Genomic DNA, 22,905 nt, shown 5'->3' with positions numbered 1-22,905 from the left:
TTATTGATTACTTATTCAGCTTTTTTTATAAACTCCACTTTTCAGTTCAAGTTTTCCTTCTTTTAAATGTCTTAAAAGGTTCATTAATTTTGGTTTTGTCGTTTCTCCCATAAGGACATTTAATCCCATTTTAGGAGGTCCAAATTCTTTGAGTCTAGCAACAAGAATATCAAAAAAACCTATTCCTGCTTGAGTTTGATCAATAGTTTGTTTATGTATCATACCAAGATCTTGTAAGAGATGATCCATCTCTTCTGCCTTGAATAAAAAACTAAGATAAACAGTACTCGCCCAAGGCATCGGATAGCTTATTTCTTCATCTCCTTTTTTTAAGATATCATAAAAAAGAAAATGCCCACCTGTTTTTAAGACTCTGTGCATTTCTGAATACAGCTTTTTCTTATCTGGAATATTCATTTGAACATGTTGTGTCCAGACCACATCAAAGGCATTGTCTTCAAATGGAAGTGCTGTAGCATCTCCTTGTGTAAATGTTGTTTTATCACCCAACTGCACAAGCTTAGATAGATTGCTAGCTGTTCTTATATATTCATGACTTAAATCTATTCCTGTCACTTGACAACCATACTCATCTGCAAGCATCCTACAAGGTCCTCCTAAGCCACATCCTACATCCAGAACAGATGCTCCTTGTAGATCAATACCATTAGCCAGTTCTCTTGATACGGCAGCTCCTCGGACATGGAACTCATCGACTCCTGCGATGTCTGATCTCTTTACTGTATCTAATGCAATATTCTGTTCCTTAAGTCGATGGATGATATCTTCATAAAGCCCTTCCTTAAGGTAATGATTTTCTATACTTTGATTTAAATCACCCATTTATTAAGTATTAATAATCTACAAGGTACTATAATTGCTTTATACCACTTCTATTTTACATACCTCATCTCCAGCATGCATCATTTTATTGGCAGGACATATAGAACGTATTCTTCCGTTTATCATACTTTCAAATTCTATCATGAGCTTTTTATTTTCTATCTCACATAGAATATTTCCTTTTTGAACTATATCTCCTACTTTAAAGTGCCAAGCAGTTATTTTATAATCTTTTGAATTTCCAAATGCTGAAAGTAGAATAGGTGTTATTTTATTTTCTCCTTGGTTATTTTCACCTTTTTCAGTTTCGTCCTTTGTTTTAAAGTTAGAATTGGTTTTTAATTCTCTTACAACTTCATTTTGTTTTCTGTTCGAAGGAAAAAGTTTCTGGAGTAGTGTTTTAATTATATCCAAGTTATAGAATTATTAGAATTTGGTTCTCTTATTTTTTGTATCATGTATTGCCTATTTTTCTAGAAGAAACATACAATCTCGTCCGAAGATAGCAAATTGCCATGAGTTATATATCTTGCTATAACTTGCTTTTAATCCATATAAGATATGGGAATGTTTGTTTATACGCTTTCGCGAAAGCGTACTCATTAAGAATACAACGTGTATCTCTATTCTACGATCAATTAGATACTATTCTTATAGGTTCTAGACACTGGAATTTGCGTGTTATCATTCATGACGATAAAGGATATCGTACGTTGTTTTATATAGTTTTCATTAACGATATATGATCGATGACATCTTTTAAAATTTGGAGGCAATTCATCACTAATTTGGGATAACTTCCCTCTTACGAAGTTCTGCTTGCCGTTGTTTAAAAACACCCGTAAATAATGATCTTCTGATTTAATATACGTCAAATCAGAGATATATACTTTTGTTTTGTCTTTTAAAACAATATAGTCTTTCGTCACAATACTTTTTAATTCTTCTAATCGCTTTATGGTCTCAGATTGTTCATCTTCAAGCTTATCACTTCGTTTTTTAAACCGTTTTAAAAAAAGATATATGATAAATATTATAATAGCGAGCACACCTATAATAAGAAGTGAATAGGTTACTTTTTCTGACAGGTCTTTGTTTTCATTTATGGTAGAACTTAATTCTTTTTCTATAGCATCATAATCGTATTTACTATCAATCTCTTTAATATCAATAGCATGCCTCAATAAATTTGAATCTTCTTTTTCTTTGTATAGTTTTTTAAAATAATATAATGCACTATCATTTATTTTAAGCGCATCATAATTTTTGTAAAGCCATTCATATCCATACATACGATAGACTTTATTTTTTTCTTTTTCTTGGTGAATCTTAAAGTAATTAATAGATTTCCTATAGTCACCAGATTCGTAATATATAATCGCTTTATTAAAAGCAATACTTGGGATTCCTTTTGAAGAATAATACAAACTATCCTTTTTATATGTCTGTAAGGCAAGGTCATAATAATGTATAGCTTGTTGTGGTTTATGCAAAAAAGCTTCTAAATAAATACCTTTAAACTGACGCATATATGCTTTAAAAAAAGGAGTTGTTGCATATTTTAAGCCATTTTTAAACAACACATTAAATTGTGTTGTATCAATATCTTTCATTTGAGCTTCATTTGCTCTCATCTCATAACCTGCTTTGTAATAATAGTAATGATATAGATCAATACTATCTTTTGCCGATTTTTTTGCAAGTTTTACATATTTATCAAAGGTTTTTAAAGCGCTTGTGCTTACGTTTCTAAGAAAATGTCTATTAATCTTAGGAAGAAGAATATTAACTATAAGGGTATCTTGTAATGAGGTGGCACGATTAAAAGCATCAAAATACATGGTATAAATGATCGAGTCTTTATGTATTTCTCTTTTTTGTAACAAATCGGCATGCAAATATGTAGCAATTATATGTTCTCTTGGAGATGTGACATCATCTAGTTCATAATCATTTTCGACAACAAAGCCTATCTTCTGAAAATAGATATCCGCCAGAAAAAGGTTTTTTAATTTTTGATTTTTAAGTTTCGAAATAAACTTTTCTGCTTTTTTAATATCATATCTTTTTCTAGCCAAAAGGATGCTGTCAAGGACATCATCTGACTGTTGCGCCTTTAGTTGAACTAAAGACGCACTCAGAAAAATGCCAATACATACTAGTATTTTAATATGATATTTCATTAGTTATTAAAAGATTACAAAACCATTACAGTGTCTTCCTTTTGGAAATACATCTTTAGGGTTTACTTCAAATATATCTTCTTGATTTACAATATGGAAATCTATCTTAGTATTTTTAAGAATTGTTAAACGACCTGTTTTTAAATCAAAGTCTGTAGCACCTTGCTTTTTTCTATTGCTTATTCCTTTGCAATCTAATGTATAACACTTAGATATATCTTCCAGTTCAATATTGATAACAATCTGATCGCTATCATCATCTTCATCAATCCACGCCTTTTTTACGATAATAGGTTTTTGAAATTTAGCGGCTTCATAAAAAGCAAATTCAAGTCGGCTTAGTTCAAATACATTTTCATTTATTTTTTCTCCAGTAAATCTTCCTATAATAGTAAACGAAGCCATCTCTCCCATTTCTATATGCAAAGGTTGAAATAGACAATCTTCATTTAAATTATACATTAATGGCGCAAATGTATTTAGGTCTGTAAATCTTTCTGGCAAATCTGATGTTTCACAGCCTAGATCTTCTAATTCTTGAGCATTTACAAGAGGTGTCATTAGAACGAATACGAATAAAATATGTAGTAATGTTTTCATAATAATAATGGTTTAGGTGTTTATGATTTAATTGTTTTCAAGTAGCTATTTTTATTTCATTAATTTTCTTCACCAATGTATGTTTGGCACAAGACTACTGCAATACATAAAGGCTCGGAACGAGTGGTTTATATTCGTACCTTGTATGATAGGGTTTGCTTCACTAGAAGCCGAAAAAGTGTTTGATTTTAATAATACAATAGTTGTGTCATATTCTGATGTACTTATATCATCTACATACAGCTCTTTCATTTTAAATAAATCCCAAGCTATCGTTCCATGGTATTCTTCAGATTTTAATTGTGTCAAAAAGAACCCTAATTGAAGTGCTTTGTTTCTTATACTAGGCTTTCCATGATGGCTATTCATATCAAAATAATAGTCTCCAAAGTAGTTTCCATATTCTTCACTATTAATATCATATATAAAATTGTTTTGATCGTGAGCGATGCCTATATAATAACCCGTAATCATATCTGCTAAGAGTTCGTTATAGGTCGTCCTATTTTCTTTATAATTTACATTATAGGAGTGCGCTATCTCATGTACTAATAATAGTTCTATAATATCCGGTCTATCTTTAAATTTATCTAAAACATCAGCCCCTATTTCTACAAGTCCATCAGAAAACGTTGTACTCTTATCATAATAACAAGCACCATCATATTCTTTTACAACTCTTAATACAATACTACGATCAAACCAATCTTGTACTTTATTGAATATGGCTCTAATGTCTGATGTCGCTTCTACATATTCTTTTTCTGAAGCCTCCAGTACCTGTCCATCTATTCTCATACAGTTTTGCGAAAGCATCCCTTTTGAACAAAATAATAACACAAACAGAACCCCTATTTTCATACTAGATTTCATACTTAAAATTTAAATCCTCCAGGATTATGAGCCGATTTCCATTTTTTAACTACACCTAAAGAAGTATAATAGATGCCTTGAAAATCATTTCTTCCAATATGAACTCCACTAAAACCATACATAGCTAAATTTACACCGCTACTTACTGCGGCTACTCTCTCATTAAATCTACCGTGATGATTTGCATGTGTAAATTGATAATCTGCAATAGCTTCAAACTTCCCAACCGATCTTTCTAATCTGGCATCTATAGCATTTTTTTCTTCTTTGCTAGAAGCTTTATCGTACTTTCTTCTAATTACATAATAGGTATAAAACCCTGCAATGACATCTGCTTGTAACTCTTTGTTTTTACCCTTTAAAACACCATTTCCTCCATAAAGAGATGCTAGATAATCTGCTGCGTCTTCCCCATATATATATTGCAAGGTATGTGCTGCTTCATGAGCTAATAGTATTTCTATAAACAAAGGATCGTCTTCATATGCATCTAGAAAATCTTGTCCTATTGTAACTGTTGCATTTTTCAAACCTCTACTGCTATTGAACTCATGACAAATCCCATCGTAATCTTCTGCGAGGATATATGATACATTGATATCAAAAAAATTCTGAACATTACGCATTGCTTTCTGAGTTTCGTATGGGAACCATTGTATTCCTTCTTGATACTCACTATCAGCACTCATCTCATCGCCATCCAATTTATGCACACATTCCATTTGGCTATAACTAGTAACTGCTCCTAAAAATAAACATAGGATGAGGATGTAATATCTTTTGTTATTAATTTCTATATTCATTTTCTTAGTTTTTAGTTTTTCTACAATCTATCTCGATTCCATTTTCATCTACTATTTCGACCGCTCCATATAAAATCTGAGGTTTGTCAAATTCTTCAGGTCTAGCAGCAGTATATGCTTTTAACTTTCCTATCGTTGAGGCTCCAACAGTATACCAATCACAAGGTTTGATGCTTTCTTGACGTAAGTAATAATGTAATCTTTCTAAGAACCAATGCGTAAAGTACCCTCCTACTTCGGTATTCCAACCAGCATATTGTCCATTCTTAGAAGCTGTAATAAAAACATACCCTTTTGCTTCTTCAAACAACACTTTATAGTTCTCTTCTGCCTGTGCATTTATAACATAACCACTGTCTCCTTTAGAATCCTTAGTATAGTAATTACAGGTTTCATACAAACCTATTGTTAACCTAGCATTTTTACGTATAAGTACATCTTGTATATCACAACTTGAAAGGGAAACATGGGCTTCTTCAGAACTGATATAAAGTTTATTTCCATTAGCATCCTTTTTTCGACTCACAACCATATTTGGATATTTACAATCTCTATCTCCATATCCATGACCTGCAAAATAAAACCATAGCACATCATCTTCTCCTATCTGTAAATCATCAATTCCATCTAACAATGCGCTTTTATCAAAATGGGTTCCAACAAAATAATGCTTTTGAATATTTAAATCAGTATGAACTTCTACACGATCAAGCTCATCTTCTATTTTCTGCATAGATAATTTCCAAGCTGGTTTTGGGTCACTAGGAAACTCTCTAGCAGTATCTTCTGTTTTTACAACAATGATGGCATGCAACGTACTTTGAGCATAGGTTGCACAGAAAGATGCCATAAAAACAAGAATAAAAACGATGGTGTTTCGACGTACTAACATAATCTATTTTGATGTTGTGTATTTATAAATTGGTATTTGCACTTTGTTTCCAGGTAATTGATCTTGTAATCGTACAACACTATAATCGATAGTCATTTGCTTCGTATTTGCTAGTAATGTATTCCAATTTGCTGGCGTATTTGAAAGCAATGACTTTTCAAAAGCTTTTCTAAAGTTTAAAGTAAAGTATCCTCCATCTATAGGATTTGACCAAGAATACCCTGTATAGTTTCCACTATCGTTGATACCATCACCAGCTTCGCTTCCACAAAGTACAATCTCCCCTTCTGCGTCTATAAAAAGACGCCTTAGTTGTGCCGAGATATTTCCTTCTCCAGAAGTTCCACTTATTGGCTCTTTAAGATCCAGCATAGAATTACAGGCATCTACCATAATGATAGACAATCTAGGACTTGCGGCAGCTATCTTTGTTCTTACGTCTTCTACAGAAACGCCTTGGTCATTTTGATGAAATGCATCATCTAGTACATACATTCTTGGATATGGAGATTGTGAATCTGTCGTTCTGTATCCGTGTCCAGAATAATAAAAGAAAACGACATCATTTGTTCCTACGTGTAGGTTGTCTAATACGGTTTCCATCTCTCTCTTTTTATTGGCAGCTGCCTTAACGTAATATGTTTTTAAATCCATATCGCTATTGTCAGAAATAAATTCGGCCAATCCTTCCATATTACCATAATCAACATCACAACTTTCTCCTATGTTATCATCTTCTGTATCGGCAAAAATGATCATATGAAGTGTAACACTTCCTGGGTTAGAATTTCCCATCATAGGAATGGAAAAAACACAAAATACAAGTATTATTAAAAGCTTTTTCATGGGTTCTCGTTTTTAAGGTTAATAGTAGGGTAATATGTTGATATAATTTTTTTTAACTCTATAAACTCATCAGAGCTTGGGTTCATTTTTATACCTCTATAGGCTTCTCCATTTTCATAAAATATAACTGTAGGAATACCTAAAGCGATTAATACATCTTGACCTTTTGAAAAACGCATGGCAACAGTAGGAGTAAATAATCCCGAAGTACCTGAGCTATTGTCCAAGATATACAAATCATTCATTTCTGTAACATTGAGAATAAGTTCCTTTAATCGCTCAGCGTGTGTCTTGGTCATTTTTGGCGAATGATTGATATCTCCTTTTATCGGAAAATTATCAATATGTATTTCTGTATTCGTCATTCTTTTTGAGCCTACTTCTAAGAGTAAAAAGTTTGGTTTGTAACTTATCTCGTTCGCTCCAATCTCTGCTGTGTTTAGTAATTCTACAAACGCATTTATGTCATTTGTTATAAGATCATACTGTCCTGTTTTCGGTTTACTATTTTCATCAGTTACAATCTTAAATTTAGCATTGTAACTACTTATTTCTATTCGAGTATTTCCCTTTACAAACTCGTGATCTTTTATAAATGGGTTCTTCTTTAAGGGACCTTTATAATTTCCTTCTTTTATAAGTAATGCCAGTAATTTGTCAAAATTTTCAGCATTCTGATCATCTATTTCTTTCTTTTTCATACTACTATTAGTATCTCCCTCATCGGAAGGTTCTGTCTGTAATGAGCAGCAACTGGATACTAAAAAGAGAAGGAACAGCACTGCAAAAAGGTTTCTTGTTTTTGATATCATGGCTGTATTTTATCTAAAGTTATAACACACTGAAAAATATCCAGAATTATTGTCGTGATCTCCACTCGTATCATTTGTATATACATAGTACTTAAAACCTTTCTTTGTCGAAACGGTATATGAAACTCCTTCTTCACATCCTATCGTAAAATAATTACGTACTCCTGGACCTTCTTCAAAAAGAACAAGCTGGTATTGATATAGGTTAGGATCGGGAAATGTAAATGCTTTTCCATTGCCTCCTCTTCTATTTGCTGGCACATAATTACCACACGTGTTTCTCACGCCACTCCAATCTGCTTCATCAAATCTAATATCTAATAATCGTCCTGTTCCTTGTCCTATATAATTAGGACTTCTAGGATTGCATTTGGTAATACACTTTAATTGACTTTCATCTAGATCATAATTAGCTATAGGTGTCACAAGAGATTTTGTAAATGCAATCTCATTAGAAATTCTAATATCTACAAAACTACTTAAGGCATATACGCTAAAAATAATTAGGGTAATAAAGACAACATTTTTAATTTGTTTTTTCATAATACTACATTTTAAATGATTATCTATTCGCGCCAAAACTTTTATTTGACTTATTCAAACATACCGCCCTTACTGGTATTCCCGAAATAAATGTCGTGAATGACATATAAAATAGCGCCAGTGACACTCCAGTATTATGCAGATATATTAGAAATAAGCAAAAATGGGAAAATCGACATATTCAGGAGTTGCAGTATATGCCAGAAAATGGGTGTTCTCACTACCCAATAGAGGGTATACTTTGTAGCATATGGTCATTGGCATACACGTATATCTCTAGGTCAAGATCAAGTGATATGATATCATAAAAGATTATGGGTACGCTCCTGCCTGCCGGCGAGGCAGGTTCGCGAAAGCAAAAAAAGTAAAAAAAAATGCTAAGATTAACATCTTAGCATTTTATAAAACCACCAAAGCAAACGAATCTTTGATGTTATCTCATTCTTATATGATCTTCTTTATTTCTATTGAGAGATGACCTCAAACTGCGTAATTTCTTCTTCTGTCATCCAGTGTATCCCCTCTGCAGGAGCTGCATTAATTGTAAAGAAATAAAACGCTCTAGACCATTGTGAATTATAGCCTATGTTTTCATAATATTGAATATTAGGTAAATGTTCTGCACTATCTACTGGAAAATCTGTTGCTTGATTTCCATCACCATCAGACCAAGAGTGTACTCCAATCATCGTATTTTCTCCGCGAGTTCTTTGTACACCTGCTAGAAAAAGATCAACGCCTCCTGAAGCTATAATTCCATTATCTAAAATATGTGTATTAATATTATTCTGACGCAACATAATTCCAACTTGAAAATTAATCTCGTCATCATTAGATCCTGGTACAGTGCCCATATTGATACGTTGTATATTAGGATGCCCTTGTAACATATTTGTAAAATCCTGAAGCGTTCTACTCTTTATCTCACCATTCATAATGACCGTCTGTTCATCAGGTTGTACTGTAAAAATATCAAACGTAAATGTCGAAGAAAAATCTTGACTTGTATCATCATCAGAGTTACACGATGTAAGTAAGAATGATGTAAGTAGGATGATAGCAAAAAACTTGCTAGTAAATCTGTTTATAGTTTTCATAGATCTGTTTTAATGTTTTATTAATTGTGTAGCAATGCTCCATTTTTTTATTTCCTCCCAATCCATCCAGTGCATCTCTCCAGCAGGAGCTGCTTCAAGCGTTCTGAAGTAAAAGTCAGGACCTATTTCTTCTCCTAGACACATGGTGAAATAAGCAATTTGGTATTGATGTGCGGGATGATCTTTAGGAAAGTCATCTGCAGATAAGCCTCCGCCTCCCCAAGAGTGAATGCCTAATTGTGCACCTTGTGTAATAATACGTTCTTTACCAGCACAAAAAAGATCTACGCCTCCAGAAGAAATCTGACTATCTACCAATACTTTAGTCGTCAGGCCTGCTTCACGTATGATACGACCTGTATGCATATTTACAGCATCGTTTACAGACCCTGGCACATTCTGAAGGACAATAGTCTTTACTTCTGGATATTGCGCAATAAGGTCTTTAAACTGCTTATAACTTTTTGTTCCTAAAGTCCCATTAAGGAATACCTCGTCTCCTTTAATTTCAAGAGTAGTATCTCCCATTCCAGAAAGCATCTCTCCAGCATTCATGGTAAAGGGAATATCTTTTCCCTCCTTAACGTCTGTTAAACTTCCTGTTATAAGAAAATCTCCAGCATCTCCTTTTTGACTTGTAACCTGTGACGTTCCTTGTGCAATAATCATCGAAGGAACATCAACCTGGTCTTCTTCTGTAAATTCTAGCAGGTTTCCATTAAGTAAGATCGCATTTGCCTCAAATGATTTTTTCTTAGCTTTTTTGAGTGGTGCAATTTGCAATAATGTTTTGACTCCGTTTTCATCTTTAAATAAAGTGATAAACAGAATTTCTCCTTCCTCTTCATCTATTTCAGGAAAAAAGAAATCGATCTCGTGGTCTATACCATCCACAGAGATTCCATATTTCTCAGCCGTTTCTAATTGTTTCTCGACTTCAGAATCAATATTCTCTACAGAAATTCCATCATCAAACTCAGAAAAATTGGCCCAACATTTACCTTGATACCAGTAACCTCCTTTTTTCTCACAGGCTACTTTTGAATCTTTTTTATATGTTTTAAGTACTTGCTTTAATGATTGTGCATGACTTTGAAAAGGGCTCAACGCAATCGAAAGAAACAATACAATAACTATGTATTTTGTATGTGTTTTATGTATCATTATTTTATGTTATTAAAATTATTTTTCAGTGTATAGAGTGTAAGCAATACCAAACCTGGAAGAATGATCACTAGATCTATTCTAAACACATGTTGTGCTTCCTCCTGTATCCATTTTGCAACTTCTATCTCCCATATCACAAAGATTAACCAGACAATAATCAGAAGGGCCGCTTTTTTCATAAGTGCTTTTTAAAATGAATTTGTTTATAGAATCATGAGCCCTAAAAGATGCAAAGCAATACTGTACTGGATGTTATTAAGTACGCTTTCGCGAAAGCGTATTTCTCAAGAACATCTATCTAATACACATGTATTATTATTACAGACGATACTTTAGGAGATTCATGATTTTTGAATCACATAATAGATAAGACTACTTAATGAGTTTTTTAAAAATATAACGTGTGATATATATTCCCTGTCCATCTTGATCACCTGCATCGCTCTCGACACCGCTCACAACAAAAGCTAAATCCCATCCTTCTGTTACCATCGTATTTATTTTTGAAGATATTACCGCATCATTGGCAACGATATTCTGAAAACGAATTCCTCCTAGGTTATAAAAGTTAAGAAGTTTTGTTTCTTCAAAATTCTTCACGCGAATGTCTTTTCGTTTAGACTTATTTCTGCTATCACCTTCCTCTGCTCTCTCAGATGTAAAGTCTTTATAATCTCTATCTTCTGAAGCAGAAATAAGACGTGATCTTCCTAATCCGTTAGGAACAATAGACTCTACACTTGTTACAACTTTATATTCATATTGTTGTGCTTGTACTGCACCTATAGATAGATACAATAACATTCCTATAACCATTAATTTTTTCATAATATTTAGTATTTATAGTTTATAGGTACAAAGGTGTGACAGGAAGAAACAGAAACGGTCTTAGAAGATGTAGAAGGAGTCTAGAAAACAGTATTCTGGACTAAAATGCAGAATCTTGGACTCTTTGAGAGAGTCTTTTATGACTGATTTTTATAGGCATTTGGGGTAACGGACGTAAATTTCTTGAAAACACTAAAAAAGGATGCTTTAGAATTAAATCCTGAGTCAAAAGCAATCCCAAGCATATTCAAATTAGTATATGTGCTATCTTTCAGTAGTTTTTTTGCTTCTTCAACACGGTAATAATTAACAAACTGATTAAAGTTTTTATGAGCGTTTGTATTGATAAGTTGGGAGAGTTTACGTTGTGGCACTTGTAACGTTTTGGCTACATCTGCCAGAGACAAATTAGGTTCTTTATAGTACGCATCTTCTTCCATCAAATGAACGAGTCTTTGAAAATCCTCATCAGGAATTTCATCGATCTCTGTTTGAAAATCATTAAGAGGTTCTATCACTATATCTTCATCAGAAGATTCATTTTTAGATCCAATAACTTTAGATTGACGGAGTCCAGAAATTCCAATCCAAAAAATAAAAATAACATTGATGGCAGATAAAATAGGATAGGTATATGTCTCAAAAAAAAGATCTTCTTGAAAAATTTCTATCATCCAAAACAAGTGGAAAATTAACATAAACAAAACAACCCCTTTTGCCCAGTTTAATAACTTACCATCAAGATTAGAATAATAATTTTCTATTTTCTTTCTATGAGAATTAATATGCTTTATAATACGAATCACATAATATAGAGAATACGGCAGTGATAAAACCAATATAAGAAGTGCTATAATTCCTAGCGCATTTGACGTTTCTGATATTTCAAGTTTTAGACTCGCAGGCAAAAAGAATATGACACTAAAAAATAGAAATTCGATTATTCCTGGCAATAAGATCAACACCACATTCTTACGCGTAATAACACTGTTTGTAATACTCTTCACATATAAATAGAAAAGTGGCATGGTTACGTATAAAAAATCTATCGGAAGAAAAAGGAAGCCGGGACGAAGGTTTAGAATATTGAGGTCTTCCAAAACAGTATTCAGTAATTCAAAGCTATAGGCTAGTAAAAAGAGCCCAAGAAATAAGGTAGGACGTTGTTTTTTACTTTCAAGAATAAGAATAGCGCCTAAGAAAAGACCTTGTACAAGACCTAAAATATCTATTAAACTCGTTATGTTATAATGTATTCCTTCCAAGTACCGTGCAATTCTAACCAGATAAACACTCATCTGATTATTGGTTTGTATCAAAACAAAGGTAACGACTCCAAGGGTTTATTAAAATATTCTTTTTAATCTAGGAAAGCGTTAAATTACATTTTGTTTAAATTTTAATACATTTTCTTAAACAAAATATAAAATTATTGATTACATTTGAGATGTTAAGAATTGCTTATGAATAACGTAGTAAAAACAAAATTCAGTATTAAAGACCTTGAGAGTCTTAGTGGTATCAAGGCACACACTATTCGTATTTGGGAGAAAAGATATAATCTTTTAGAGCCTGAACGCACACATACCAATATAAGGACATACGCATTAAGTGATCTCCAAAAATTGCTCAATGTTGTTTTTCTAACAGAAAACAAATACAAAATTTCAAAGATAGGACAATACTCCTCCGAAGAAATTGCTGCTATTGTAGCCCAAATTGTTTCAGAAAAAAGTATCAGTAATCAAAATCATGCCATTAATTCCTTTAAAATTGCGATGATGAATTTTGATCAACATCTTTTTCATAAAACATATAATGTACTGCTTGAGGTAAAATCTTTTGAAGAAGTATTTTACGAATCTTTTATCCCTTTATTACATGAGATTGGGCTCCTATGGCAAACAGACACCATTAATCCATCTCACGAGCATTTTATTTTTAACCTTATCAAACAAAAGATCTTACTCAATATAGAGAAGAAACAACAAACAGTAACACAAGAAAGTGACAGAACTTTTGCTTTGTATTTACCAGAAAATGAGATTCATGAATTGGGGCTTTTGTTTTTAAACTACGAGATTGTTTCTCGTGGGTATAAAGCCATTTATTTAGGGCAAAGCATTATGCTAGAAAACCTAAAATACCTCTCTATAAATCACCCTAATCTTTCGTTTGTGTCCTATTTTACGGTACAACCTGCCAGAGAAGATATCCCAAGCTACTTTAATGATTTTAATGACATGTTTGGAGAACAAGATTTACATCTGTATGTATTAGGAAATATGACAGGTGATATAGATGAGTCTAAGATTCCTTCAAATGTTCGTGTGATGCTGAGTATGAGAGAATTTGTAAATCTAATTGCTAAACACACCCCAATATATGCCTAAACACATTGCCATTATAGGTTCTGGATTTTCATCTCTTGCAGCTGCATGTTACTTAGCAAAGGATGGATATCAAGTAGAAATTTTTGAAAAAAATAAAACCGTCGGAGGTCGTGCTAGACAGTACAAAAACGAAGGGTTTACTTTTGACATAGGACCTACTTGGTACTGGATGCCTGATGTCTTTGAACGCTTTTTTTCTGATTTTGGAAAAACACCAGAAGATTATTACAAGCTTATAAAATTAGGTCCTGCCTATCGTGTGTATTTTGGCAAACAAGATTACTTGACCATCGGAGATACGTTAGAAAAAATAAAAAATGTATTTGAAGCCGAAGAGCCAGGAAGTGCTATAAAGCTTCAAAAATTTATGGATGATGCTCAAAATAACTATAACATTGCCATAAAAGACCTTGTCTATCGTCCTGGTGTATCGCCACTTGAATTGGTCACACCACAAACGATGACACGCATTGGTAAATTCTTTAGCACGATTGCAAAGCAAGTTCGCAAAGAATTTAAAAACCCTAGACTGGTTGCTATTCTAGAATTTCCCGTATTATTTTTAGGAGCAAAACCCAGTAATACACCAGCTTTCTATAGTTTTATGAACTATGCCGATTTTGGTATCGGAACATTCCATCCTAAAAATGGTATGTATTCTGTCATAGAAGGGATGACAGCACTAGCAAAAGAGCTCGGTGTGATTATTCATACAGACAGTGATGTCACGGCCATACAAACCGAAAACAATACGGTTACGGGTATTGAAGTTAATAACGCTTTCGCGAAAGCGGACTTAGTCTTATCTGGAGCCGATTACCATCATACAGAAACCTTATTACCTCAGCACTTACGACAGTATTCTGAAAAGTATTGGGAACGCAAAACTTTTGCGCCCTCATCCCTACTATTTTATGTAGGATTTGATAAAAAATTAAAAAACGTAGATCATCATACGCTTTTCTTTGATGTTGATTTTGCACAACATGCCGAAGCTATTTATGATACCCCTAAATGGCCTGAAAAACCATTATTCTATGCAAGCTTCCCTTCGATGACCGATGAAAGCGCTGCCCCAGAAGGAAAAGAAGCGGGTATATTTTTAATCCCGCTTGCCCCCGGTCTTAAAGACACACCAGAATTAAGAGAACAGTATTTTGATATTATTATGAATCGTTTTGAAACGGTGACCGATCAAAAAGTGATACCACATGTAAACTTTAAGTCCTCTTTTTGCGTAAATGATTTTGTAAAAGATTACAATTCCTATAAAGGAAATGCATACGGAATGGCAAATACGCTATTACAAACTGCATTTTTAAGACCAAAACTTAAAAGTAAAAAGGTGGAAAATTTGTATTTTACAGGACAGCTAACTGTTCCTGGACCTGGCGTACCTCCCTCATTAATATCGGGTAAACTTACGGCACAATTAATAGCCAAAAACAATTAAGAACTATGAAATCACTATTTGACATTGTATCCAGGAAGTGTGCTCAGACAGTTACTAAGTCGTACAGTACTTCTTTTTCTAGTGCTACAAAAATGCTATCACCTATTATAAGACAAGATATTTATAACATCTATGGTTTTGTGCGCTTTGCAGATGAAATTGTAGATTCTTTTCACGACTATGATAAAGCGGTACTTTTTAAGAGGTTTGAACAAGATTTGGAAAACGCACTTCTTGACAAAATAAGTTTAAACCCTATTCTCAATGCTTTTCAAGAGACTGTTCATAAGTACAATATAGAAAGACACCTTATCGATTCTTTTATGAAAAGTATGCGACTTGACCTTACTAAGTCTGACTATCTTACTGATGAAGAGTATAAAGAATACATCTATGGCTCTGCAGACGTTGTAGGACTTATGTGTCTTACTGTTTTTGTAAAAGGAGATAGAGAACATTATGAGATTCTTAAAGAAAGTGCGATGAGTCTAGGTTCTGCATTTCAAAAAGTAAATTTCTTACGAGATCTCAAAGCAGATTATGAAGGGCTAAGTAGAACTTATTTTCCCAATACAAACCTTCAGGACTTGGATGAAGCATCAAAGCAACGTATTATTGCAGATATAGAGGAAGATTTTGAAAAAGGTCTTGCAGGGATTCATAAATTGCCCATCGAAGCAAAATTTGGGGTGTATGCCGCTTATAGATATTATAAAAAATTACTCTCAAAACTAAAACGCATCCCATCATCTGAAATAAAAAATAGCAGAATACGTGTCCCAGATCACGTAAAAGTGAGTTTACTCGCTCGTAGTTATGTCAAATATCGTCTCAACCTTATTTAAGTTATTATAATGCAAACCCTACTTTGGATATTTATTTTTCTTCTCACTTTTTGTATCATGGAATTTATGGCATGGTTTACTCATAAATATGTCATGCATGGCTTTATGTGGTCAGTCCACAAAGATCATCATCACAAAGACCATAGTTCTTGGTGGGAACGCAATGATCTATTTTTTATTTTTTATGCACTAGTAAGCATAGGTTGTTTCTTATTATGGGAATACAAAGATTTCTGGGCTGGTTTTCCTATAGGACTAGGTATTTTTGCATACGGCGTTGCATATTTTACAGTACACGACATTTTTATACACCAGCGTTTTAAGTTATTTAGAAACGCAAATGGATGGTATGGAAAAGCGCTAAGACGTGCACATAAAATGCATCATAAACACTTAGGTAAAGAAGACGGAGAATCTTTTGGCATGCTATTTCCACCTATAAAATATTTTAAACAAGCTAGAACTCAAGAAAAAAATAAGTAGTTCTCTAAAGACACATCATAAAAAAACCTGTAAAGAATTCTTTACAGGTTTTTTTATGATGTGTCTTTACATCTTTTTAAGAATCATGGCTACACGTGTATACGTGTGGACAGGCAATATAAAATCCGCAATAAAACGGCCCTGTAACACTTCCAGCACAGTCACACCCACATAAGGATAAGTCAACATTGCCTCCGCCTAAGCCTCCGCCTATTCCTCCGACAATATCTTTTTGTTGCTTATTCGTTAAAACTGAAGCTCCTTTAATTGATTGTAATTTTTTCATAATTGATTGGTTTTTAAATTATTATAAAGATAAAGATTATTTATTCCATATCAAATAGCCTCGTAAATCATTCTTCTTTTTTTGTCAAAATGCCACGCTTGCACTACACCACTTATTCGTAATTTTGCGTTATGCAATATATTTCTCTAGTTACAGGTGGTGCAGGTTTTATAGGAGCTCATGTCGTTACACATCTTATAGAAAAAAATCATACTGTCGTAGTAATAGATGATTTGTCTGGCGGTTTTATAGAGAACATCCATCCCAAAGCTATTTTTAAACAAGGATCTATTACAGACACTGATTTTGTAAATACCATCTTTGACGAATTTCAATTTGATTATATATACCACCTAGCCGCTTATGCAGCAGAAGGGCTTAGTCATTTTATTAGACGATTTAATTATCAAAATAACCTTATAGGAAGTATCAACCTTATTAATGCTGCTGTAAACCATAACATCAAATGCTTTGTTTTCACCTCTTCGATTGCGGTATATGGAGATCAAGAGCTCCCTCTAAAAGAAAGTCAAAAACCACAACCAGAAGATCCATATGGAATTGCAAAATATGCAGTAGAACTTGACTTGGAGAATGCTCATAAACTATTTGGACTTAACTATATCATCTTTAGACCTCATAATGTATATGGTCCCTATCAAAATATAGGCGATAAATACAGGAATGTGGTCGGCATTTTTATGAATCAAATCTTACAAAAAGCGCCGTTAACCATTTTTGGAGACGGAAACCAAAGTCGCGCTTTTACTTATATAGATGATGTTGCGCCATATATTGCAAATGCTCCCGCTTTCGCGAAAGCGTATAATCAAATCTTTAATATAGGTAGTGACATCCCTACTACTGTACACCAACTAGCCCTAGAAATTGGAAACGTCATGAAATTTGATATTCAGATAGACTATCTAGAACAACGAGAAGAAGTTGTGCATGCCTATTCTGATCATTCTAAATTCACTACTTTTTTTAATCCTGTTTCTGAAACATCACTCTCTCAAGGTATTCAAAAAATGGTAACATGGGTTAAGATTCACGGCGCTAGAGAAAGTGCTGTTTTTGAATCTATAGAGATTACAAAAAATTTACCCACATCTTGGAAATAACACAACCTCTTTTTTAAAGATAGAACAGAAACAACTGCAATCTATTTTGATCTTAATTATTTTTTTATTATATTTAAATAACTGATTAATAGTGTTTTACGGTTTTACCGTAGATATTATCTATAACTACTTTTAGAAAAATAGATGATATCTAAATAGGAATCAGTTACCCAAATCTATTATTGATTATATAACGCAATAAATCTTCTCTTTTTAATTACAAGCCCCTTGGTTTCTTGTAAAAAAGTGCGTGAACATGAAGAAGACAATGACAATTGTTATAGTATTTATAACAGTACTATTAACTGCTCAAGAATCCAATTATGTTAGTGGCGAGATTCTTATACAACTTAAAAAAAATCATACGATCTCAGAAGTAATTCAAGAACGTAATGATGTTACCATACTGTCTTCAAAACTAATCTCTAGACCATTGAACATCTATCAACTTACAGTAGATATTACGGAGGAAACTGAACAAGAAATTATAACATTCCTGTATCGAAACTCACAAGTACTTATTGCACAACTCAATCATTATACAACCATAAGATCTGTAAATCCTGACGATAATTTCTTTGACCAACAATGGCAATACTTTCAAGAAAATGATCAGGATATCGATGCTAATGATGCTTGGAGTATTACCACTGGAGGAACGACAATTAATGGAGATGTCATTGTCGCCGCAGCTGTTGATACTGGCTATAATATACAGCATCCAGACCTACAACCTAATCTATATGTTAATACACAAGAGATACCAAATAACAATATAGATGATGACCAAAATGGCTATATAGATGACACAAACGGTTGGAATGCCTATACAAATAATGGTATTATAGTTCCATCTAACCACGGCTCATCTGTGTTTGGTATTATAGGCGCAAAGGGAAATAATGGCACTGGCGTTTCTGGAGTTAATTGGAATATTAAAGTGATGACTGTAAGTGGTAGCAGTAGTGCAGAAGGAAATGTATTAGAATCCTATTCATATATACTAGAAAGTAGAATGCTCTATAATGCAACCCAAGGAGAAAGCGGCGCATTTGTCGTTGCCACAAACGCCTCTTTTGGGATTGATTTTGGACAACCAGAAGATTCCCCTTTATGGTGTGCTATGTATGACACTTTAGGAGCACATGGCATCTTAAGTTGTGGTGCTACCATTAATGGCGATTACAATGTAGACATTATTGGAGATGTCCCTACGGGTTGTTCTAGTGAATATCTACTCTCTATTACAAATACAACCAGAGATGATATAAAAGAAACCGAAGCCGGGTATGGACTGGAGACTATAGATCTAGGTGCTCCAGGAACAGAAACTTATACCACAAAATCAGAAGGATATGGACACTTTGGTGGTACTTCTGCAGCAACACCACATGTTACAGGAGCCATATCCTTACTTTACAGTGTTCCCTGCCAAACTCTTGCAGATCTAGCGATACAAGACCCGCAACGTGCTGCACAAATTGTAAGAGACCTTATTCTAGACTATGTAGATCCCAATCCATCATTAGAAAGTATTACAACTACTGGAGGAAGACTTAATGTAAATAATAGCATACAAGCACTTATAAATAACTGTGACACCCTATTATCTATCACAGAATCTACAGGATTTGATGGCCTACTTATGTACCCAAATCCTGCCAAAGAGACGCTTCATTTTATCCTGTCCCCACACCAAAAGGTAAAAATGGCGTCTCTATTCACCATAGATGGTAGACATATTCAAAACAGTTTATTAAACAATAATAGCATTCCTATTGATAACCTACCAAAAGGAATGTATATTCTTAAATTACAATACATACATAACGCAACTCCCACGTACAAAACCTTTATCAAAAAATAACACCCCAACTTAATTGATTGATTGAGACACAAAAGTCTTCTTGTTTTTTTAGCAAGTAGACTTTTGTTGTTATATTACCATTTTGTAAAAAGAATATAACAGCTATGAATACCCAACCACTTGTGACCATTATTATGGCTGTAAAAGATACAGCACCATACCTACATGACTGTATAAACTCTATCATTGCACAAACGTATCAAAATTGGGAATTAATTGCTGTTAATGATCACTCTACAGATGAGACGCCTGATATTTTAAACGCTTTCGCGAAAGCAGATTCAAGAATACGTATATTCCATAGCGATGTTCCTAAATTAATTCCTACACTACAAAGGGGATATCGAGAAGTCAAAGGAACATTGATTAACAGAATGGATTCTGATGACAAAATGCCTGACTATAAAATCCAAGTACTCGTAGATGAATGGCTCAAGTATGGCAAAGGTCATGTCATTGCAGGAGGCACAGAACATTTTGTAGACGAAGGAGAAGTAGGAGATGGTTTTTTAAGGTATGAGCGATGGCTTAATGAAGTCGCAAAAACAAGTACACATTATGAACAGATTTATAAAGAATGTGTCATTCCATCACATTGCTGGCTTATTCATAAAGAAGATCTTGATGCTGTAGGTGCTTTTGATCCTATCATTTACCCTGAAGATTATGATCTATGTTTTAGAATGTACCGTCATGGATTAAAAATTATAGGTATTGATTCTATTTTACATCATTGGCGTGATCGTTCCAATAGGATTTCTCGTACTTGGGACGAGTATAAAGACAACCGTTATTTTGATTTAAAAATGCGTTTCTTTTATGAGATCGATAGAGATTATGACAGACCTCTTGTACTTTGGGGAGCTGGGCGTAATGGAAAGGATATGGCAAAAATTTTACAATCATATAAAGACACCTTCCATTGGGTATCAAATAATCAAAAACAGATAGGCAAAGATATTTATGATGTACGGATGCAGTCTTTTGATGCGATTCCAACCATAGATAATCCACAAATACTCATTGTGGTTTCTTCACCTGATGGCAAAAGAGAAATTATAGAAGAATTACGACAATGGGGTAAACATCCAGTCACTGATTATTGGTTCTTTGCATAGCACTTTTTCTGAGTGCAAAAACATTTTAGTATCTCTAATTAAACTAGTATCCTTTTTACAATATATATCTATAGTGTAAATACCATAACTTTTTTTACCTTGTGTGTCTATCAATCGATATAATATGCAAATCAAAGAATCTTCAGAAGTATACGATGTTATTATTGTAGGCTCTGGTGCTGGTGGCGGTATGGCGACCAAACAACTTGCAGATGCAGGTTTTAATGTAGCAGTTGTAGAAGCGGGTCCTTTTTTCGATCCAGCAGATCCCAAAACAATGACTCAGATGAAATGGCCACATGAATCTCCTCGTCGTGGTGCAGGAACAGATCGTGCATTTGGGGAATTTGATATGGCCTATGGTGGTTGGGAAATAGAAGGAGAGCCTTATACTCATGAACTTGGAACCGAATTTCGCTGGTTTAGATCGCATATGCTAGGAGGACGTACCAATCACTGGGGACGTATCTCGTTACGTTTTGGACCCAAGGACTTTAAAGGAAAAACCCGTGATGGACATGGAGAAGATTGGCCTATAGGTTATGAAGATGTAAAGCCATACTATGACAAGGTTGATAAATTAATAGGTGTTTTTGGAACCAACGAAGGTCTAGTAAATGATCCTGATGGTTTTTTCTTACCACCTCCAAAACCAAGATTACACGAGCTTTTTTATATTAATGGCGCCAAAAAATCGGGAATCCCTGTAATTCCAGGACGACTCTCTATGCTTACAAAAAAAATCAATAATGATCGTGGTGTCTGTTTCTATTGCGGACAGTGCGCACGTTCCTGCTCTGCTTATGCAGATTTCTCTTCAGGTAGTTGTTTGATTTTTCCAGCACAAAAAAGCGGTGGTAAAGTAAGACTCTATGTAAACTGTGTGGTACGTGAAGTGACCACTAACGAAGAAGGGAAAGCTACTGGAGTCTCTTACATCAGTAAAGATGATCGTAGAGAATATAAACTTAAAGCAAAAGTTGTCATCTTAGCAGCATCGGCATGTAGTTCTGCACGTATCCTTCTTAATAGTAAAAGTAAACAACACCCTAACGGACTAGGAAATAGCAGCAATCTAGTAGGTAAATATCTCCATGATTCTACCGGAGCAAGTCGTGCAGGTTTTATTCCTGGACTAATGAATCGTAAAACCTCTTATAATGAAGATGGCGTAGGTGGAATGCACGTATACTCACCTTGGTGGGGAGATAACTCAAAATTAGATTTCCCCCGTGGATATCACATAGAAGTCTGGGGAGGTATGGGTATGCCTAATTATGGTTTTGGTTTTAATGCAAATGAATTCAATAAATTTTTTGGAACTAAGGTAGGCGGATATGGCGATGTGTTACGTGATGATGTAAAAAAATACTATGGATCGGTTGTAGGATTTGGGGGTCGTGGCGAGGGTATTGCTCGCATAGATAACTATTGTGAGATCGATGAGACTACTGTAGATCAATTTGGAATTCCTGTATTAAAATTCAACTACAAATGGAGTGATCTTGAAAAGAGACAAGCCAAACATATGCAAGATACCTTTGAGGAAATACTTCATAATATGGGAGGAGAACCGCTAGGGGATAAACCCGGTAAAGATCTAGACTACGGGCTCAATAAACCTGGAGAAATTATACATGAAGTAGGAACGACACGTATGGGTAATGATCCAAAAACGTCTGTAACCAATAAATTTAATCAGCTACACGATGTAGATAATGTCTTTATCGTAGATGCAGGCCCGTTTGTCTCACAAGCAGATAAGAATTGTACGTGGACAATACTGGCACTTTCTTGGAGAGCGTCAGATTATATTATCGAGCAATTAAAACAACAAAACATATAGCGT

25 protein-coding genes are annotated in these 22,905 nt (G+C 34.0%); 9 read left to right on the top strand and 16 right to left on the bottom strand.

Features of this window, described 5'->3' with window-relative positions; all coding sequences use genetic code 11:
- Positions 1-15 precede the first annotated feature (15 nt).
- From ABJD27_RS09270 to ABJD27_RS09210, 13 genes are all read right to left on the bottom strand, one after another.
- Positions 16-843 (bottom strand): methyltransferase domain-containing protein, encoded by an 828-nt coding sequence (locus ABJD27_RS09270; protein WP_348163195.1) that lies wholly within the window; start codon positions 841-843, stop codon positions 16-18.
- A gap of 39 nt (positions 844-882) precedes the next feature.
- Complete coding sequence (locus ABJD27_RS09265; RefSeq protein ID WP_348163198.1) at positions 883-1,257, bottom strand: lipoyl domain-containing protein; 375 nt, start codon at positions 1,255-1,257, stop codon at positions 883-885.
- Between the two features lie 224 nt (positions 1,258-1,481).
- Entirely contained in the window at positions 1,482-3,026 is a 1,545-nt protein-coding gene (locus tag ABJD27_RS09260) for a LytTR family DNA-binding domain-containing protein (RefSeq protein WP_348163201.1), read from the bottom strand.
- A gap of 6 nt (positions 3,027-3,032) precedes the next feature.
- The gene (locus ABJD27_RS09255; RefSeq protein WP_348163204.1) at positions 3,033-3,626 is read right to left on the bottom strand and encodes a hypothetical protein; all 594 of its coding nucleotides are present in this window, start codon (positions 3,624-3,626) and stop codon (positions 3,033-3,035) included.
- Between the two features lie 69 nt (positions 3,627-3,695).
- Complete coding sequence (locus tag ABJD27_RS09250) at positions 3,696-4,499, bottom strand: hypothetical protein (RefSeq protein WP_348163207.1); 804 nt, start codon at positions 4,497-4,499, stop codon at positions 3,696-3,698.
- 2 nt (positions 4,500-4,501) lie between these two features.
- A complete protein-coding gene (locus tag ABJD27_RS09245) occupies positions 4,502-5,302 on the bottom strand; it encodes a hypothetical protein (protein ID WP_348163210.1) in 801 nt (266 codons plus the stop codon).
- Between the two features lie 4 nt (positions 5,303-5,306).
- Positions 5,307-6,194, bottom strand: a complete 888-nt coding sequence (locus ABJD27_RS09240) for a hypothetical protein (RefSeq protein WP_348163213.1) — start codon at positions 6,192-6,194, stop codon at positions 5,307-5,309.
- Positions 6,195-6,197: 3 nt separating this feature from the next.
- The gene (locus ABJD27_RS09235; RefSeq protein ID WP_348163216.1) at positions 6,198-7,040 is read right to left on the bottom strand and encodes a caspase family protein; all 843 of its coding nucleotides are present in this window, start codon (positions 7,038-7,040) and stop codon (positions 6,198-6,200) included.
- Positions 7,037-7,852, bottom strand: a complete 816-nt coding sequence (locus ABJD27_RS09230; RefSeq protein ID WP_348163219.1) for a hypothetical protein — start codon at positions 7,850-7,852, stop codon at positions 7,037-7,039. Before ABJD27_RS09230 ends, ABJD27_RS09235 begins: the two co-directional genes overlap by 4 nt.
- A gap of 9 nt (positions 7,853-7,861) precedes the next feature.
- Positions 7,862-8,395, bottom strand: coding sequence for a hypothetical protein (locus tag ABJD27_RS09225; protein WP_348163222.1), 534 nt, complete (start codon positions 8,393-8,395; stop codon positions 7,862-7,864).
- Between the two features lie 464 nt (positions 8,396-8,859).
- The gene (locus tag ABJD27_RS09220) at positions 8,860-9,492 is read right to left on the bottom strand and encodes a hypothetical protein (protein WP_348163225.1); all 633 of its coding nucleotides are present in this window, start codon (positions 9,490-9,492) and stop codon (positions 8,860-8,862) included.
- 9 nt (positions 9,493-9,501) lie between these two features.
- Positions 9,502-10,656, bottom strand: coding sequence for a hypothetical protein (locus tag ABJD27_RS09215; RefSeq protein WP_348163228.1), 1,155 nt, complete (start codon positions 10,654-10,656; stop codon positions 9,502-9,504).
- Positions 10,656-10,838, bottom strand: a complete 183-nt coding sequence (locus ABJD27_RS09210) for a hypothetical protein (RefSeq protein ID WP_348163231.1) — start codon at positions 10,836-10,838, stop codon at positions 10,656-10,658. Before ABJD27_RS09210 ends, ABJD27_RS09215 begins: the two co-directional genes overlap by 1 nt.
- A gap of 34 nt (positions 10,839-10,872) precedes the next feature.
- Here ABJD27_RS09210 and ABJD27_RS09205 point away from each other — a divergent pair, with 34 nt between their 5' ends.
- The gene (locus ABJD27_RS09205) at positions 10,873-10,995 is read left to right on the top strand and encodes a hypothetical protein (protein WP_348163234.1); all 123 of its coding nucleotides are present in this window, start codon (positions 10,873-10,875) and stop codon (positions 10,993-10,995) included.
- Positions 10,996-11,031: 36 nt separating this feature from the next.
- On the opposite strand, the gene ABJD27_RS09200 is transcribed toward ABJD27_RS09205, so the two are convergent.
- Both ABJD27_RS09200 and ABJD27_RS09195 read right to left on the bottom strand, forming a co-directional pair.
- Positions 11,032-11,487, bottom strand: coding sequence for a hypothetical protein (locus tag ABJD27_RS09200; protein WP_348163237.1), 456 nt, complete (start codon positions 11,485-11,487; stop codon positions 11,032-11,034).
- Between the two features lie 137 nt (positions 11,488-11,624).
- On the bottom strand, positions 11,625-12,785 hold the full coding sequence (locus ABJD27_RS09195) for a helix-turn-helix domain-containing protein (protein ID WP_348163240.1): 1,161 nt from the start codon (positions 12,783-12,785) through the stop codon (positions 11,625-11,627).
- 165 nt (positions 12,786-12,950) lie between these two features.
- On the opposite strand from ABJD27_RS09195, the gene ABJD27_RS09190 reads away from it, so the two are divergent.
- From ABJD27_RS09190 to ABJD27_RS09175, 4 genes are read left to right on the top strand one after another with little or no spacing between them, the layout of a single operon-like run.
- Positions 12,951-13,880, top strand: a complete 930-nt coding sequence (locus ABJD27_RS09190) for a MerR family transcriptional regulator (protein ID WP_348163243.1) — start codon at positions 12,951-12,953, stop codon at positions 13,878-13,880.
- On the top strand, positions 13,873-15,333 hold the full coding sequence (locus tag ABJD27_RS09185; protein ID WP_348163246.1) for an oleate hydratase: 1,461 nt from the start codon (positions 13,873-13,875) through the stop codon (positions 15,331-15,333). The genes ABJD27_RS09190 and ABJD27_RS09185 overlap by 8 nt, the downstream gene beginning before the upstream one ends.
- 5 nt (positions 15,334-15,338) lie before the next feature.
- Entirely contained in the window at positions 15,339-16,178 is an 840-nt protein-coding gene (locus ABJD27_RS09180) for a phytoene/squalene synthase family protein (RefSeq protein WP_348163249.1), read from the top strand.
- A 9-nt stretch (positions 16,179-16,187) separates the two neighbouring features.
- Complete coding sequence (locus tag ABJD27_RS09175; RefSeq protein ID WP_348163252.1) at positions 16,188-16,661, top strand: beta-carotene hydroxylase; 474 nt, start codon at positions 16,188-16,190, stop codon at positions 16,659-16,661.
- A 76-nt stretch (positions 16,662-16,737) separates the two neighbouring features.
- Here the strand turns inward: ABJD27_RS09175 and ABJD27_RS09170 are convergent, their stop codons facing one another.
- On the bottom strand, positions 16,738-16,947 hold the full coding sequence (locus ABJD27_RS09170; protein WP_348163255.1) for a hypothetical protein: 210 nt from the start codon (positions 16,945-16,947) through the stop codon (positions 16,738-16,740).
- Between the two features lie 131 nt (positions 16,948-17,078).
- Between ABJD27_RS09170 and ABJD27_RS09165 the strand changes: the two genes are divergently transcribed.
- From ABJD27_RS09165 to ABJD27_RS09150, 4 genes are all read left to right on the top strand, one after another.
- The gene (locus ABJD27_RS09165) at positions 17,079-18,071 is read left to right on the top strand and encodes an NAD-dependent epimerase/dehydratase family protein (RefSeq protein ID WP_348163258.1); all 993 of its coding nucleotides are present in this window, start codon (positions 17,079-17,081) and stop codon (positions 18,069-18,071) included.
- A 256-nt stretch (positions 18,072-18,327) separates the two neighbouring features.
- A complete protein-coding gene (locus ABJD27_RS09160) occupies positions 18,328-19,938 on the top strand; it encodes a S8 family peptidase (protein ID WP_348163261.1) in 1,611 nt (536 codons plus the stop codon).
- Between the two features lie 104 nt (positions 19,939-20,042).
- Complete coding sequence (locus tag ABJD27_RS09155) at positions 20,043-21,056, top strand: glycosyltransferase family 2 protein (protein ID WP_348163264.1); 1,014 nt, start codon at positions 20,043-20,045, stop codon at positions 21,054-21,056.
- Positions 21,057-21,180: 124 nt separating this feature from the next.
- Positions 21,181-22,902, top strand: coding sequence for a GMC family oxidoreductase (locus ABJD27_RS09150; RefSeq protein WP_348163267.1), 1,722 nt, complete (start codon positions 21,181-21,183; stop codon positions 22,900-22,902).
- Positions 22,903-22,905: the final 3 nt, after the last annotated feature.

Origin of the sequence: Dokdonia sp. (assembly GCF_039945015.1) — a bacterium.
GTDB lineage: Bacteria > Bacteroidota > Bacteroidia > Flavobacteriales > Flavobacteriaceae > Dokdonia.
The sequence above is the reverse complement of the archived record's forward strand: the minus strand, read 5'-3'. Positions and strand labels throughout refer to the sequence as shown.